The following is a 15,406-nucleotide window of genomic DNA, read 5'->3' as shown; positions in this document are numbered from 1 at the left end:
TCAATGGCCGGTGAGCCTGAGCTACCAGAAGCTGAAGTTCAAACTGCAGAGCCGACCGCTGACGCGGAAGAAGAATTCAACTTCGACGAGCTGGAACTGCCAGAGTTTGATGAAGAAGATGCATTGGCATCCATGACGGCTGAACCTGAGCTACCAGAAGCTGAAGTTCAAACTGCAGAGCCGACCGCCGAAGCGGAAGAAGAGTTCAACTTCGACGAACTGGAACTGCCAGAGTTCGACGAAGAAGATGCATTAGCATCTATGGCCGATGAGCCTGAGCTACCAGAAGCTGAAGTTCAAGCAGCAGCGCCAACCGTTGACGCGGAAGAAGAATTCAACTTCGACGAACTGGAACTGCCAGAGTTCGACGAAGAAGATGCGTTAGCTTCAATGGCCGATGAGCCTGAGCTACCAGAAGCTGAAGTTCAAACTGCAGTGCCAACCGCTGACGCGGAAGAAGAATTCAACTTCGACGAACTGGAACTGCCAGAGTTTGATGAAGAAGATGCATTGGCATCCATGACGGCTGAGCCTGAGCTACCAGAAGCTGAAGTTCAAACTGCAGAGCCGACCGCTGACTCGGAAGAAGAATTCAACTTCGACGAACTGGAACTGCCAGAGTTCGACGAAGAAGATGCATTAGCATCTATGGCTGATGAACCTGAGCTACCAGAATCTGAACGTGAAGCGGCAGCACCAGCAGCCGAAGCGGAAGAAGAGTTCAACTTCGATGATACTGAACTGCCAGAGTTCAGTGAAGAAGATGCTATTGCGGCTATGGCTGAAGCATCATCTTCATCAGAATCAGAAGTTGCGCCTAAGCCAATTCTCCAGGCAGATAATGACCATGATGCGCTTTTTGAAGTCTTCGCTCAAAACAGTTTTGATCAAGAGGTAGAGCAGCCAACTGCTATTGAATCTCCATCTGAGTTAGACGATTTTGATGAATCAACGATGGCTAACTTGCTTGCAGATGAGCCAAGTGCTGAAGCGTTTGATGGCAAGCTCGACAGCGACACCATTGCAAGTGCAGGCATGGATTTCGAAACCATGTTGGATGTCGGTGATGACTGGGATGGTTTTAAGCCAGCATCAGACATGCCTGAACCATCGGTTACGGAAGAAGTCCCTGAAGACCAGCAAGAAGTGTGGAGTTCGAGCGAAGCGCTGACTCAACCTGAAATCGCGCAAGAGAACTGGGCCGAGCAGGAAGATCTTGATGACTTTGACCCTAAGAAAAATCAGTTTATGACTATTGATGAACTGATGGCTCAAGTGGACAAAGAAGGTGGTGAGTTTGAAGAGCAAGAACTGATGCTTGATGTCGGTTTGAATGAGTTCCCTGATGTGATTGGTGATATCGGTGACGTTGATGTAGATACCAATGCAGAAGCAGCAGGTAAGTTGGACCTTGCTAAAATCTACCTTGAAATGAACGATCCTCAAGGTGCGATCAAACTGTTAGAAGAGGCGATAGTTTACGGTGAAGATGACATTCGCCGAGAAGCGAAAAACCTCATCGATACCATAAACGGTCGATAAATCAAAAAGGGTAGCGAGAGCTGCCCTTTTTGTATCTGAAGGGACTTGAGTATATACTTCCCGCCCCATTTTAGAGTTCGAAGGTTAAGATGAGAATCGCATTAGGTATCGAATACAACGGTACAAATTATTTTGGTTGGCAACGCCAAAGAGAAGTGAAAAGTGTTCAAGAAGAACTAGAGAAAGCGTTGTCCATCGTTGCGAACCACCCTGTCGAAGTGCAGTGTGCAGGTCGTACTGATGCGGGTGTACATGGTACGGGACAAGTTGTTCACTTTGATACCAACGTTAATCGAAAAATGGTGGCTTGGACTATGGGCGCAAATGCGAACATGCCAAGTGACATCGCTGTTCGCTGGGCAAAAGAAGTTCCTGATGACTTCCACGCGCGATTCTCAGCAACAGCGCGTCGTTACCGCTACATCATTTTTAATCACGCATTGCGCCCAGGCATTTTGAACTCGGGTGTGAGCCATTATCACGGCGAGCTAGATGAAAAGAAAATGCATGAAGCCGGGCAATATTTGTTAGGTGAAAATGACTTTTCATCATTCCGTGCAGCGCATTGTCAGTCGTTGAGTCCGTGCCGTAATTTGATGCACTTAAACGTCACTCGTCATGGTGATTACGTTGTTATCGATATTAAAGCGAACGCGTTCGTTCACCACATGGTTCGAAACATCACAGGTAGCCTGATTAAAGTCGGTCGTGGTGAAGAAAAACCAGAGTGGATCAAGTGGTTGCTTGAGGCAAAAGATCGCAAACTTGCAGGTGCAACAGCGAAGGCTGAAGGTTTGTACTTAGTCGATGTCGATTATCCAGAAGAATTTGAATTGCCTTGCGTGCCGATCGGTCCGCTGTTTTTGCCAGATAATTTGAACTAAATTCACAAACTTGCTTCAAAATATCGGTAGTGTAGCCGCATAACATCAGTAATTAACGATATCGAAAATAGGTACAACCAGTTTTTTATCTACACTCGTCGCAAGATATGGTTTAATCCGTCGGTATTATTTCGAATTTATATCTTTCGCAATGAAGCGGAAGAGTTGAGAGAAAAGGTCTTCCATGAGTTGGCTTGAAAAGATTTTAGAGAAAAGTAACCTAGTTAGTTCACGTAAAGCTTCTATCCCAGAAGGTGTGTGGACGAAATGTACCTCTTGTGAGCAGGTTCTTTACCATGCTGAACTTGAGCGTAATCTAGAAGTTTGTCCTAAGTGTAACCATCACATGCGTATGAAAGCGCGTCGTCGTTTGGAAACATTCTTGGACGAAGGTAACCGTGTTGAGCTAGGCACTGAGCTTGAGCCTCAAGACAAACTGAAGTTTAAAGATTCTAAGCGATACAAAGAGCGTATCTCCGCAGCACAAAAGAGCAGTGGCGAGAAAGACGCGCTGATCGTTATGCAAGGTGAGCTATTAGGCATGCCTCTAGTAGCGTGTGCGTTTGAATTCTCTTTCATGGGCGGTTCAATGGGCTCTGTGGTTGGTGCTCGCTTTGTTAAAGCAGTAGAAGCAGCAATCGAGAACAACTGCGCGCTTGTATGTTTCTCTGCAAGTGGCGGCGCTCGCATGCAAGAGGCGTTGATGTCTCTAATGCAAATGGCGAAAACCAGTGCGGCACTTGAGCGTCTGTCAGAAAAAGGCCTGCCATTTATTTCGGTTCTTACTGACCCAACCATGGGCGGTGTATCGGCAAGTTTGGCGATGCTGGGCGACATCAACATTGGTGAGCCTAAAGCGTTGATCGGCTTTGCAGGTCGTCGTGTAATCGAGCAAACGGTACGTGAAGATCTTCCTGAAGGTTTCCAACGTAGCGAATTCCTGCTTGAGCACGGTGCGATTGATATGATCGTTGACCGTCGTGAAATGCGTCAACGTGTGGGTGGTCTTATCGCTAAGATGACTAACCACAAGTCTCCATTGGTGGTTTCGGTTAACGAATCTCCAAATGAAGAACCATATTCTGTACCAGAAGTGGACGAAAAAGGGTAAAGTAACAACTAACATAAAGCCAAAGAAATTAATGGTTAAAGTTAGATGACCCAAAACCCAATTCCTCAAGCCACATCTCCTCTAGCGATGTGGCTTGATTATTTATCAAATATTCATTCCTCAGCTATCGATTTAGGCTTAGACCGCGTTCAAGCGGTAGCGACAAAAGCCAATCTCACCAAACCTGCTCCTACCGTAATCACTGTTGCTGGAACCAATGGCAAAGGCTCAACGTGTGCGCTAATGGAAGCAATCTTACTCGACGCTGGCTATTCGGTAGGCGTTTACAGTTCCCCTCATCTGATCCGTTATAACGAGCGTGTGCGCATTAATGGTGTAGACGTGGAAGATGCTAAGCACTGTGAAGCGTTTGACTATGTAGAAAAACAACGTGGTGACATCAGTTTAAGTCTGTTCGAGTTTGGCACGCTTGCAGCGCTGCGTATTTTCCAAGTCGAAAACGTCGATGTAGTGCTTCTTGAAGTTGGCTTAGGTGGGCGACTAGATGCAACAAACGTCGTTGATCACGATGTGTCAGTGATCACCAGCCTGGCGATCGACCATGTAGATTGGCTTGGTGACGACATCAATGTTATCGGCTTTGAAAAAGCGGGCATCTACCGTGCAGGTAAACCCGCGATTTGTGGTCAACCACTGCCTCCAGCGACGGTTGCAGCCCATGCTGATGATATCTGTGCTGAATTCTTCCAAGTCGGCATACAGTTTGACTACGCTCTAACTGAGAAAGGTTGGAAGTGGAGTAGTGGTGCTTTTGCGCTTGAGGATCTTCCTCTGCCTTCTCTACCTCTTCCAAATGCTGCCACTGCTTTAATGGCTCTAGGCGCGTCGGAATTGCAAATCACTGACATAAACATCGTGAATGGCTTGAATAATGCTCGACTCGCGGGTCGAATGCAGGTACTTCAACACGAGCCAGAAATTGTGTTGGACGTGGCGCACAACCCTCATTCTGCTGAGTATTTAGTTGAAAAGGTAAAAACTCAGTACGCAGGGAAAACTATCCACGTTGTAATTGCAATGCTGCATGATAAAGACATCAAAGCGACATTGGCCGCGCTTAAGCCCATCGCGACGCATTGGTATCCAGCATCGTTGACTGGGCCACGGGCTGCAACGGCGGATGAATTATGCCAGTACCTACCGCAAGGGCAAGTTCAGTTCCAAACACCGGTTGAAGCGTTTGAGAGTGCATTAAGCAGCGCTGCTTCAAACGATCTTGTGTTGGTCGCGGGCTCATTCCATACCGTAGGTGAGGTATTGGAGTATTGGCAATCAAAGAATAAGTAATCAAAGGTAACTTGATGGCAAGTAAATTCCAAAGTCGTTTAGTCGGCACCATCATTCTAGTCGCAGTGGGAGTCATTGTTCTCCCTGATGTTCTAGATGGTAAAAAACTGCACTACAAAGAAGAATTTGCCAGCATTCCTATCAAACCTGAACTTGATAGTGATGTGGAAAACTTCGAGATCTTAGAGCCAGTAGAAGATGACATTGCGCTACCAGAATCACCAGTAGAGGCGGTCGTGCAAGAGTCAGAAGAGCGTCAGGTTAACGCCTCTCAGCCGGAGCAGAAACCTGAACCTACGCCACAACCCGTCGAAGTAAAGCAACCAAAACAGCCAGAGCAGGTTGAAATTGCTGTTCGTCCAGTTGAAGAAAAAAATCAATATGAAGATTCTGCGTGGATCATTCAGTTGATGGCGCTGAAGAATCACGAAAATGCAGAGGCGCTTGTTGCGGATTTGCAGAAGCGTGGTTACCAGGCTCATACGAAAAAAGAGAACGACTTTACTCGAGTAATTGTTGGCCCTGATGTGTCAAAAAGTAAACTTGAACGACAAGTTCAAGAATTACAAAAAATTACCGGCTCAAAAGGTCAATTGCTTAAATTTAAGCCATTAAATCCATAAGAAAACGTTTGCGTCAGCATTTTTTCTGTTAAAATGCGCGCCAACTTAAGATGAAGAAAACATGAATTGGATAGATTTTATCATTTTAGGTGTGATCGGATTTTCAGCTCTGATCAGTTTAGTTCGCGGTTTTGCTAAAGAAGCTTTGTCTTTGGTTATTTGGTTCGGAGCGTTTTTTATCTCCAGTAACTACTACGCCAAATTGGCGGTGTACTTCACCAATATCAAAGATGATATGTTTCGCAACGGAGCTGCAATTGCGGCGTTATTCGTCGCAACCTTGGTAGTTGGTGCAGTGGTGAATTACGTCATTGGTCAACTGGTACAAAAAACAGGGCTATCAGGTACTGACCGAATTCTAGGAATTGTATTTGGTGGTTTACGCGGAGTCTTAATTGTTTCTGCGGTGCTGTTTTTTATGGATGCGTTTACTGCATTCCCAAGCTCGGATTGGTGGAAAGAGTCACAGTTGATCCCTGAGTTCAGCCGTATCATCGCCCCATTCTTCGAGCATTTACAAGCAACATCAAGTTTTCTGTCTGGCACTATCTAGTAGTGCCAGCTACTGTCGCAAATCGAGGATTAGGACATGTGTGGTATTGTTGGAATCGTGGGCACAACGCCTGTAAACCAGTCTATTTATGACGCGTTAACGGTGTTACAGCATCGTGGCCAAGATGCCGCTGGTATTTGTACCATAGAAAGCAATCGTTTTCGTCTGCGTAAGGCGAACGGTTTAGTCAAGGATGTATTCGAAGCAAGACACATGCAGCGCTTGCAAGGTGAGGTCGGTATCGGCCACGTTCGTTACCCAACTGCGGGTAGTTCAAGCGCCTCAGAAGCCCAGCCTTTCTACGTAAACTCTCCTTTCGGTATTACACTTGCCCACAACGGTAACTTGACCAACGCTCACGAAGTTCGTCAGAAACTGTTTGAAAAAGATCGCCGCCACATCAACACCACTTCTGATTCAGAAGTGCTGCTCAACGTACTTGCACACGAAATTGACACAGTAAAAGGCAATGTGACTGCAGAAGATGTATTTCGCGCTGTTACCAATGTGCACCGTACTATTCGCGGCGCTTATGCAGTAACTGCGATGATCATCGGCCACGGTATGATTGCGTTTCGTGACCCGCATGGTATTCGCCCTCTTTGTTTAGGCAAGCGTGAAGTCGCTGGTCGCACGGAATACATGGTTGCATCAGAGTCTGTTGCGTTGGATGCGGTCGGTTTTGACTTCGTACGTGACGTAGCTCCGGGTGAAGCGGTGTATGCGACATTTGAAGGTGAGCTGTTCACTAAGCAATGTGCAGACAATCCAAAGCTAAATCCTTGTATTTTTGAATTTGTTTACTTTGCGCGTCCTGATTCTTTCATCGATAAAATCTCTGTGTACAGTGCTCGCGTTGAAATGGGCAAAAAGCTGGGTGAGCGAATTCGTGAAGATTACGCCGATCTTGATATCGACGTCGTAATCCCGATTCCTGAAACCTCTTGCGATATCGCACTACAAATTGCTCAAGCGATCGATATTCCTTACCGCCAAGGCTTTGTTAAAAACCGTTACGTTGGCCGCACGTTTATCATGCCTGGTCAGCAACAACGTAAGAAATCAGTGCGTCGCAAGCTAAACGCTATCCGCTCTGAGTTCAAAGATAAGAACGTGTTGCTGGTGGATGACTCTATCGTTCGCGGTACGACATCAGAACAGATCATTGAGATGGCTCGCGACTCCGGCGCGAAGAAAGTGTACATGGTGTCTGCTGCACCAGAAGTTCGCTTCCCTAACGTTTACGGTATCGATATGCCGAGCGCGACAGAGCTGATTGCTCATGGTCGTGACAACGAAACCATTTGTAAACAGATTGGTGCGGATGCGCTTATTTACCAACGTCTAGATGACTTAGTTGAAGCGGTAGGCTTAGGTAACCAAGATATCACGCAGTTCGATACATCTGTATTTAATGGTGAATACGTAACTGGCGATATCGATCAACAATACCTCGACTTCCTAGATGGTTTGCGTAATGACGATGCAAAAACGCAACGTGAAATTCAGCAAGATCTAGCGAACCTAGAGCTGCACAACGAAGGCGCGTAAATCTGCGCCATCATTATCGGGATTAAAAAAACCAGAGCCTAGGCTCTGGTTTTTATTTTTGTATCATTTTTAGTGAATGTTATAGGCAATCACAAAGTCGATGAACAGACGCACTTTCTCTGGCAAGTGATCTTTGTGGTTGTACAGCATGTAGATGTCGCGCGGGTTTGCGCTCCAATCTGGCAATACTCGCAACAATTCACCACTTTCGATGTATTCCTTAATCATCACATCAGGCATTAATGTAATACCTAGACCTTCTGAACAAGCACTGCGAACAACATTGAGTGCGTTGGCTTGGAAACGACCACGCTCTACGTTCACCACAGACTCACCTTTGCTGTTGATCAGTGTCCACTTGATAAGTGGGTAGCCTTTTAGCAAAGAGTGGTTTGAGAGCTCTTCTGCGTGGTTTGGCGCAGGGTTGGCTGCTAGATAGTCTTGGCTGGCAACCAAAATATCTTTTACTTCGCCAATTTTACGAGCAATTAGGCTGGAATCTCGTTGCGGACCTACACGGAAAATAACATCCCATTCCGTTGGGTCTAATTGATCAGCGTTGTTCTCTGTCGTCAGCTCGATATTGATATCCGGATACTTCTTCATGAAGTCATTAAACATCGGCATCATCATGCGCTTGGTCAGATTGTAAGGCGCAGAAATTTTAATTTTGCCTGATGCGCCACGGCAGTCATCAGTGATTTCTTCCGCGGTTGATGTCAGCCTTTGAAGTAGGGGAGAGCATTCATGGTAAAAGCGTTCTCCGGCTTCAGTCAGAGAAAGCTTACGTGCGTGACGGTTCAATAGTCGAAGATTGACAGAGTCTTCTAGCGCTTGAATGCGTCGGGTGATGGTTGCCACCGGGATCATGGTTTTTCGCGAAGTTGCGGTATAGCTCCCATTTTCGACAACCAGTCGAAACAGGTTCAAATCATCTAATTTCATATTTCCAGACACATTAAATTACCAATTATGGCTAATTTATAATTAACTTTGTGATTAAAGCTTGCTTTAAGTCAACATGTTGCATCATTTGAACACAGCAAGAGCCTTGGAGTAAATACTGACAATTTGTATAAATGACTTTTTCAAGCTACGTTTTATAACAAGGCGAAACCGCTTCAAGTCTTGCTGCGCAACGTTTTGCCTATGCAAACACAACAAAAATAATAACTTAAATAATTTTGTTTTTTGACTAAGCTTTGTGAGGTGTAAAGGTATGTTCAAGACTCACAGTCAAACGGCAATGGTCTCGGCACAGGAAGTGGTTAATCGGAAACTGATCATGTTAGTGGACGATGATCCGATATTTCGTAACGTAACCAATGCTTATTTAGAAAGTCAGGGTTTCAAAGTAGTAGAAGCTGAAAATGGCCTAGAGGCTCTTCATCAACTCAGGGAATGCCAACCCGATCTCGTCTTGTGTGATTTGTCTATGCCCGTATTAGATGGCATAGAATTCGTAGAAGAAGTCAGTCTTGAGTATCCATCGTTACCGCTTATTGTGGTGTCTGGCACAGATGAAATGTCTGATGTCGCGAAAGCGTTGCGTTTTGGTATTAAAGACTTTCTTCCAAAACCGATAGGGAATTATGAACATTTGTCGCAAGCGATTGACAATACGCTTGAGGACTCAGATTGTCATTTTGCCGAACAGCGTGACTTTTCAAGCCAGTGGTTCCGCGTAGATGATGGTGGAGAAATTCCAGATGAGCAAGAGCTGCACTGGCATTTAGAGTACTTGCAACAAAACCCAAATGCAGCGAGAGATCTGCTGCATGCGTTGTTGCCAGACAAAGACGCCTCTCAAGGTGACTGGCGTTGTTCTTATCGGTTACTACAGTCGGCAGATTTGATGCCTTTGGTGTTTGATTATCGCTGGTTGATGAATGGACAGTTTGCTTTCTACTTAGTGGACTCTGCTTCCCAAGAAAATGGAGGTGTAGCGACAACGCTACTGGTGAGAGCTTTGTTTGATGATTACCTAAGAAACTTAAAAAGTTTCAGTGCGGATCTGAAAGACATGGTAAACATCATGGAGAAGGGCATTGAGTGCTCAGATTGCGCTGGTGCGGTGAAGGCGGTATTTGGTGTGGCGGATTTAGCTTCTTCAACCGTGTCACTTTTACCTGCTGGTTTGGACAGCCAATGGTCGGATGGACATGAAAATCAACATATTGCGGCAGGCAATCGACTGGGTGATGGCAGCATGAAAAACTTCATCACCCGAGATTTACCGCTGAAGACAACAGGTCAGTTGTCGATAGGTTGTTTAGGTGCATCCAGTTTCAGCCTGAATATTACTCGAGTGAATCGACTCGTTTAGAAAGCCAAACTCGGATCTTATCTTTAATCAATATGGTGAAAGCAGCATGTAATGTGCTGCTTTCTTCTTTCCTGAATCTGTCGTTCTATAACTGATGATTTTATAACCTTACTTTTTGTTGGTGTTTAGATGGAGTTGTTTAAGGTATAGTCAGCGCCTAAAACAATAATGACCCATTTATGCAACGTTAATTTAACGCTGCGTGTTGGGAGAAGCAAAGTCAACTAGTGAGAAGAAACATCATGGCAGACAAAGATTTTAAAGAGCCTTATAATATTTTTTACTTTTTAGGTTTCATTGCAGTACTTTTGATCCCAACTCTACCTGCAACGCTAACCTGGCTTCGTGTAATGAACGGTTACGCAGGCTTTTAATCTAGCTATTGTGTATTGGAGTTCACCATTCGTATTAAGCGTTACTTCTTCAATATTGTTGGTGGACTCTGTATAGCGCTTGGCATTGCCGGCATCGCCCTTCCTCTCTTACCGACCACTCCTTTTATCTTGCTAGCAAGCGCTTGTTTTATGCGCGGCAGCCCTGCATTTCATCATTGGTTACACAATCACAAAACCTTCGGCCCTATTTTAGACAATTGGCATCGTCATCGAGCGGTGAGCCCTAAAGTCAAACAACGTGGTGCGGTTTTTATCATTCTTAGTTTCACCGTTTCTATCATCGTAGCCCCCATCATCTGGGTAAAAATTGCTCTTTTAGTGATGCTAATCGTTTTACTCAGTTGGTTTATGCGCCTACCTGTGATTGAGTTGGTTGCTGACAGAGAAGAAAATCACTAAGATTGTAGAGAATAGTGTGCCCGCTCTTCGAGTGGGCGTTTGTATTTTCAGCGCCTGTGACTTTTAAGAAAATAGGCACATAGCGGTGAAAACCTATTGTTCGTTGCCCTCGTGATACTGTGATTAGAATAGAGGGTGATGAGCCAATCTAAGTAAATCGGTATTATGACTACAGAAACAATTTCGCTGATCAAATCTAGCATCAAAAGCATCCAAGATTACCCAAAACCAGGCATTCTTTTCCGCGACGTAACAAGCCTATTAGAAGACGCAAAAGCGTATCAAGCAACCATCGGTCTGCTGGTTGAACGCTACAAAGACATGGGCTTTACAAAGGTTGTGGGTACAGAAGCACGTGGTTTCCTATTTGGTGCGCCACTAGCGCTTGAGCTAGGTGTTGGTTTTGTTCCAGTGCGTAAGCCAGGCAAACTACCTCGCCCGACTATTGCTCAATCTTATGAACTAGAATACGGCATTGATACGCTAGAAATTCACACAGACGCTATCGTAGAAGGCGATAAAGTATTGGTTGTGGATGACTTGCTGGCGACAGGTGGCACGATTGAGGCAACGACAAAGTTAATTCGCCAACTTGGTGGTGAAGTTGAACATGCAGCGTTCGTTATCAACCTACCAGAAATCGGTGGTGATAAGCGTTTAGAAGCATTAGGCCTAAACGTATTCAGCATTTGCGATTTTGAAGGACATTAATACATTCAATGAGTTATTTAGCTTTAGCGCGAAAATGGCGTCCTAATAAGTTTGACCAAGTCGTAGGGCAAAAACATGTTCTAACGGCACTGGAAAACGCATTGGCGCAAAACCGTTTACATCATGCTTACCTATTCAGTGGGACGCGTGGTGTGGGTAAAACCAGTATCGGCCGTTTGTTTGCCAAAGGGTTGAACTGTGAGACTGGTATCACCGCCACACCATGTGGTGAATGTGCTACCTGCCGAGAGATTGATGAAGGTCGCTTTGTTGACTTGCTTGAGATTGACGCGGCATCACGTACTAAAGTTGAAGATACTCGCGAACTGCTAGACAACGTTCAATACAAACCCGCTCGTGGACGTTTTAAAGTGTACCTCATCGATGAGGTGCACATGCTGTCGCGTCACTCTTTCAATGCGTTATTAAAAACCTTGGAAGAGCCGCCAGAGTATGTGAAGTTTTTGCTCGCAACAACCGATCCACAGAAGCTGCCAGTTACCATTTTATCTCGTTGTCTGCAGTTCCATCTCAAGCCAATCAGTGTTGATGATATTCATCAGCAACTTGACTACATTTTGGGTCAAGAGCAGGTTTCAGCAGAGTCCAAAGCGCTCGGTATGATCTCCCATGCAGCTGATGGGAGTATGCGTGATGCGCTGAGTTTGACCGACCAAGCGATTGCTTTAGGCAATGGTGCGGTGCAAACCGACATCGTTAGCCACATGCTGGGAACCATCGATACGGATCAAGCGATTCACTTGCTTGAGTCGATCAGCAGTAAACAACTTCAACAAGCCATGGATAAAATCCACCAATTGGCGGCGAATGGTGTTGAGTGGGACGGTTTATTGCAACAAATCGCGACGCAGTTACATCGCATCGCTATGTATCAAGCACTGCCTGCGTCACTAGACCGAGCACAGCCTGATGCAGAAAAAATCGAATTATTAAGTAAAGCGCTCAGCCCACAAGATGTGCAGCTTTACTATCAAATTGCGCTAAAAGGTCGTGAAGATCTGACGCTGTCTCCAAATGGCCGTGTTGGTATGGAGATGATCGTCTTACGTATGTTGGCTTTTCGTCCATCAGCGAATAACGGTGCAAATATCGTTACCGCAGGATCTCAACCTCAGTTGAGTCAGATGCCAAATGCGAGTCTAACGAATTCAGCGCCAGCACAGCAGGCTCCGGTAGCACAACAGCAGTCGCGCCCAAATCCAGTGCAAGCACAACAATCTGTTTCGCAGCCCGTTCGTCCGTCAGTGAATCAGCCTGCGTCAATGAATGAAGAGCCACAATATCAGCCAGATTATCAGACTGGTGGTTATGATATGTCGCCTCCTCAGTACGACATGGCTCCGCCAATGAGCGAAAACCCAGCGCCAGAGGCTCAACCTCAGCAAGAAAGCGCACCTGCGCCATCAAGAATGGGTGCGGCAGGCTTACGTCATCAATTACGTTCACAGCGTAAGCAGGGTTTACAGCAAAACACAACGCAAAATGGTGGCACAAAAAAGCCTAAAGCGGCATCTGCAAAACCAGAATCGGTCATCGACCGAGTAGCGCAATTGCATGGCAATTCCGCGCAGGTGTCGCCAAACTCAACGCCAAAGCCTACTGAACCAGAAGTTGAAGAAGCGTATCGCTGGCGTCCAAGTAAGCCTGTTGAGACGAAAGTTAATACTAAGCTGACACCTACGCAGCTCAAGCAAGCGCTTGAGCATGAAAAAACACCAGAAATGGCACAAAAGCTGATTGATGAGTCACTTGAACAAAACGAGTGGGCGAAAATGATCAGTTTGATGAACCTGCCTAAGCTGGTGGAACAACTTGCGCTAAACTCTGACTATAGTAAAGAAGGCTCGACCGTTTCTTTACAGTTGAGAAGCAGCCAAGCACACTTAAATACAGATAGAGCTCAAAGTGAGCTGCTCAACGCACTAAACACGGTTTTAGGTGAAGAGTGTCACTTGAGTATCGAAGTAGGAGAGAGTGGCGAAACACCACTTGAACTGAGAGACAGACTCTATCAAGAGAAATTACAACAAGCGCTGAACAGCTTGGAGAACGACCCGAATGTCGACTTTATAGAGCGTCGTTTTGCTGCAGAGCTTGATAAAGATAGTGTGCGCCCTATCTAACTAACAAACGGAATGGGGTTGAAAACGTCAAGTGATAACCCCATTAACTGATGCAACACCCAATTAAACCAGAGAGATAAACATGTTTGGTAAAGGCGGTATGGGCAACCTAATGAAGCAAGCCCAGCAAATGCAAGAGCGCATGCAAAAGCTTCAAGAAGAAATCGCGAATATGGAAGTAACTGGCGAGTCTGGTGCTGGTCTAGTTAAAGTAACAATCACTGGTAGCCACAGTGTGCGTCGTGTTGACATCGATGAAAGCTTGATGGAAGACGACAAAGAAATGCTTGAAGATCTTATCGCTGCGGCATTCAACGATGCAGCACGTCGCGTTGAAGAAACTCAAAAAGAGAAAATGGCTTCTGTAACTGGCGGTATGCAACTACCACCAGGTATGAAAATGCCATTCTAATCTGCTGACATCTAATTAAGCGGATTTTCATGCGTACCAGTCATATGCTGGAACAATTGATGGAGGCCTTACGTTGTCTACCTGGGGTAGGTCCCAAGTCGGCGCAACGTATGGCCTTTCATTTGTTACAGCGTGATAGAAAAGGCGGTCTGCAACTGGCAGATGCGCTGAGTCAGTCAATGACCGAAATTGGTCACTGTGCTGAATGTCGAACTTTTACTGAAGAAGAAGTTTGCCACATTTGTACTAACCCAAAACGCCAAGAAAACGGCCAAATTTGTGTAGTAGAAAGCCCGGCAGATATCGCAGCAGTTGAAGCGACGGGTCAATACTCCGGTCGATACTTTGTGCTTATGGGGCATTTGTCTCCGCTTGATGGCATCGGTCCAAGTGATATTGGTTTAGACGTGCTTGATTATCGTCTACGTCGAGGTGATGTTTCTGAAGTGATCCTTGCCACCAACCCAACGGTTGAGGGAGAAGCTACTGCTCACTATATTGCGGAGTTGTGCAGAGAGCACCAAGTCGAAGCTAGCCGTATCGCGCACGGTGTGCCTGTAGGTGGGGAGCTTGAGCTTGTAGATGGCACGACCTTGTCACACTCATTATTGGGTCGACATAAGATTTAATAAAAGCCGCTGAATTCAGCGGCTTTTTTGATCTTGGGAGTTGGGAACGATTAATCGTTCGATTCTTTACCAAGCAGGTTTTTGTAGATAACCGCACCAAGTACGCCACCCACAATAGGCGCAACCCAGAACAGCCATAACTGAGAAACTGCCCAGTCACCTACATACATTGCGACTGCTGTACTACGAGCTGGGTTTACTGAGGTATTAGTCACAGGAATGCTGATCAGGTGAATAAGAGTCAGACACAAACCAATTGCAATAGGCGCAAAACCTTGAGGTGCACGTTTGTCTGTCGCCCCCATGATAACGATAAGGAACATCATCGTCATCACGATTTCAGAAACTAACGCAGCAAGCATTGAGTACTGACCTGGTGAGTGTTCACCATAACCGTTGGCGGCAAAGCCAGAACCAACAACATCAAATCCAGCTTGTCCTGTCGCGATGACATAAAGAATACCACCAGCGATCAGCCCGCCGATCACTTGTGCGATGATGTAAGGCGCAACGTCTTTTGTATCAAAACGACCGCCAGCCCAAAGGCCAACCGTCACTGCAGGGTTCAAATGGCAACCTGAAATATGACCGATTGCAAATGCCATGGTTAAAACGGTTAAACCAAAGGCCAGAGCGACACCCAGCAGACCAATACCAACATCTGGAAAACCTGCAGCTAACACTGCGCTGCCGCAGCCGCCCAATACTAGCCAGAACGTACCAAAAGCCTCAGCCAAATACTTGTTCATGTTATTTCCTAATTTCTAATTAAATGACCCGCTGAACATAGTCGAGAATTGTCAATAAAGTGTGAGGGA

General features: G+C 45.8%; 16 protein-coding genes. 14 read left to right on the top strand and 2 right to left on the bottom strand.

The features are described 5' to 3' along the window. The 7 genes from OU793_RS14980 to purF form a co-directional block, all read left to right on the top strand. The coding region (locus OU793_RS14980; protein WP_342453729.1) for a FimV/HubP family polar landmark protein at window positions 1-1,542 on the top strand (1,542 nt) is incomplete at its 5' end. A gap of 89 nt (window positions 1,543-1,631) precedes the next feature. Then, window positions 1,632-2,426: a tRNA pseudouridine(38-40) synthase TruA gene (truA, locus tag OU793_RS14975; protein ID WP_005479529.1), complete on the top strand. Its 795-nt coding sequence runs from the start codon at window positions 1,632-1,634 to the stop codon at window positions 2,424-2,426. A 184-nt stretch (window positions 2,427-2,610) separates the two neighbouring features. Further along, entirely contained in the window at window positions 2,611-3,537 is a 927-nt protein-coding gene (gene accD / locus OU793_RS14970) for an acetyl-CoA carboxylase, carboxyltransferase subunit beta (RefSeq protein WP_005460141.1), read from the top strand. Between the two features lie 45 nt (window positions 3,538-3,582). Then, window positions 3,583-4,845 (top strand): bifunctional tetrahydrofolate synthase/dihydrofolate synthase, encoded by a 1,263-nt coding sequence (folC, locus tag OU793_RS14965; protein ID WP_025558284.1) that lies wholly within the window; start codon window positions 3,583-3,585, stop codon window positions 4,843-4,845. Between the two features lie 14 nt (window positions 4,846-4,859). Continuing rightward, complete coding sequence (locus OU793_RS14960; protein WP_015297091.1) at window positions 4,860-5,468, top strand: SPOR domain-containing protein; 609 nt, start codon at window positions 4,860-4,862, stop codon at window positions 5,466-5,468. Between the two features lie 61 nt (window positions 5,469-5,529). After that, window positions 5,530-6,021, top strand: coding sequence for a CvpA family protein (locus tag OU793_RS14955; protein ID WP_005484550.1), 492 nt, complete (start codon window positions 5,530-5,532; stop codon window positions 6,019-6,021). A gap of 36 nt (window positions 6,022-6,057) precedes the next feature. After that, window positions 6,058-7,572 (top strand): amidophosphoribosyltransferase, encoded by a 1,515-nt coding sequence (purF, locus tag OU793_RS14950; RefSeq protein WP_005484378.1) that lies wholly within the window; start codon window positions 6,058-6,060, stop codon window positions 7,570-7,572. A 69-nt stretch (window positions 7,573-7,641) separates the two neighbouring features. Here the strand turns inward: purF and OU793_RS14945 are convergent, their stop codons facing one another. Continuing rightward, the gene (locus tag OU793_RS14945; RefSeq protein ID WP_005460107.1) at window positions 7,642-8,517 is read right to left on the bottom strand and encodes a LysR family transcriptional regulator; all 876 of its coding nucleotides are present in this window, start codon (window positions 8,515-8,517) and stop codon (window positions 7,642-7,644) included. Window positions 8,518-8,791: 274 nt separating this feature from the next. On the opposite strand from OU793_RS14945, the gene OU793_RS14940 reads away from it, so the two are divergent. The 7 genes from OU793_RS14940 (at window position 8,792) to recR (ending at window position 14,588) form a co-directional block, all read left to right on the top strand. Beyond that, the gene (locus tag OU793_RS14940) at window positions 8,792-9,898 is read left to right on the top strand and encodes a response regulator (RefSeq protein ID WP_005494426.1); all 1,107 of its coding nucleotides are present in this window, start codon (window positions 8,792-8,794) and stop codon (window positions 9,896-9,898) included. Window positions 9,899-10,140: 242 nt separating this feature from the next. Next, entirely contained in the window at window positions 10,141-10,272 is a 132-nt protein-coding gene (locus tag OU793_RS14935) for a hypothetical protein (protein WP_005380608.1), read from the top strand. 15 nt (window positions 10,273-10,287) lie between these two features. Then, complete coding sequence (locus OU793_RS14930) at window positions 10,288-10,692, top strand: YbaN family protein (protein WP_005494429.1); 405 nt, start codon at window positions 10,288-10,290, stop codon at window positions 10,690-10,692. Between the two features lie 165 nt (window positions 10,693-10,857). Next, window positions 10,858-11,403, top strand: a complete 546-nt coding sequence (gene apt / locus OU793_RS14925) for an adenine phosphoribosyltransferase (RefSeq protein WP_005460112.1) — start codon at window positions 10,858-10,860, stop codon at window positions 11,401-11,403. An 8-nt stretch (window positions 11,404-11,411) separates the two neighbouring features. Continuing rightward, window positions 11,412-13,547 carry a DNA polymerase III subunit gamma/tau gene (gene dnaX / locus OU793_RS14920; RefSeq protein WP_140103473.1) on the top strand — a complete coding sequence of 712 codons (2,136 nt, stop codon included), beginning with the start codon at window positions 11,412-11,414 and terminating at the stop codon, window positions 13,545-13,547. Between the two features lie 82 nt (window positions 13,548-13,629). Continuing rightward, on the top strand, window positions 13,630-13,959 hold the full coding sequence (locus OU793_RS14915) for a YbaB/EbfC family nucleoid-associated protein (protein WP_005460082.1): 330 nt from the start codon (window positions 13,630-13,632) through the stop codon (window positions 13,957-13,959). 29 nt (window positions 13,960-13,988) lie between these two features. Then, window positions 13,989-14,588 carry a recombination mediator RecR gene (recR, locus tag OU793_RS14910; protein WP_025553812.1) on the top strand — a complete coding sequence of 200 codons (600 nt, stop codon included), beginning with the start codon at window positions 13,989-13,991 and terminating at the stop codon, window positions 14,586-14,588. A 50-nt stretch (window positions 14,589-14,638) separates the two neighbouring features. Here recR and aqpZ read toward each other — a convergent pair whose 3' ends face one another. Next, a complete protein-coding gene (aqpZ, locus tag OU793_RS14905) occupies window positions 14,639-15,337 on the bottom strand; it encodes an aquaporin Z (RefSeq protein WP_005460095.1) in 699 nt (232 codons plus the stop codon). Window positions 15,338-15,406 lie beyond the last annotated feature (69 nt).

This window comes from Vibrio sp. VP6 (genome assembly GCF_028823755.1).
Taxonomy (GTDB): Bacteria; Pseudomonadota; Gammaproteobacteria; order Enterobacterales; family Vibrionaceae; genus Vibrio; species Vibrio parahaemolyticus.
This window is presented reverse-complemented; position numbering and strand designations above follow the sequence as displayed.

Coding starts and splice junctions, on each gene's coding strand:
- truA (WP_005479529.1), top strand. CDS start 1,632: ATGAGAATCGCATTAGGTATCGAATACAACGGTACAAATTATTTTGGT.
- accD (WP_005460141.1), top strand. CDS start 2,611: ATGAGTTGGCTTGAAAAGATTTTAGAGAAAAGTAACCTAGTTAGTTCA.
- folC (WP_025558284.1), top strand. CDS start 3,583: ATGACCCAAAACCCAATTCCTCAAGCCACATCTCCTCTAGCGATGTGG.
- OU793_RS14960 (WP_015297091.1), top strand. CDS start 4,860: ATGGCAAGTAAATTCCAAAGTCGTTTAGTCGGCACCATCATTCTAGTC.
- OU793_RS14955 (WP_005484550.1), top strand. CDS start 5,530: ATGAATTGGATAGATTTTATCATTTTAGGTGTGATCGGATTTTCAGCT.
- purF (WP_005484378.1), top strand. CDS start 6,058: ATGTGTGGTATTGTTGGAATCGTGGGCACAACGCCTGTAAACCAGTCT.
- OU793_RS14945 (WP_005460107.1), bottom strand. CDS start 8,517: ATGAAATTAGATGATTTGAACCTGTTTCGACTGGTTGTCGAAAATGGG.
- OU793_RS14940 (WP_005494426.1), top strand. CDS start 8,792: ATGTTCAAGACTCACAGTCAAACGGCAATGGTCTCGGCACAGGAAGTG.
- OU793_RS14935 (WP_005380608.1), top strand. CDS start 10,141: ATGGCAGACAAAGATTTTAAAGAGCCTTATAATATTTTTTACTTTTTA.
- apt (WP_005460112.1), top strand. CDS start 10,858: ATGACTACAGAAACAATTTCGCTGATCAAATCTAGCATCAAAAGCATC.
- dnaX (WP_140103473.1), top strand. CDS start 11,412: ATGAGTTATTTAGCTTTAGCGCGAAAATGGCGTCCTAATAAGTTTGAC.
- OU793_RS14915 (WP_005460082.1), top strand. CDS start 13,630: ATGTTTGGTAAAGGCGGTATGGGCAACCTAATGAAGCAAGCCCAGCAA.
- recR (WP_025553812.1), top strand. CDS start 13,989: ATGCGTACCAGTCATATGCTGGAACAATTGATGGAGGCCTTACGTTGT.
- aqpZ (WP_005460095.1), bottom strand. CDS start 15,337: ATGAACAAGTATTTGGCTGAGGCTTTTGGTACGTTCTGGCTAGTATTG.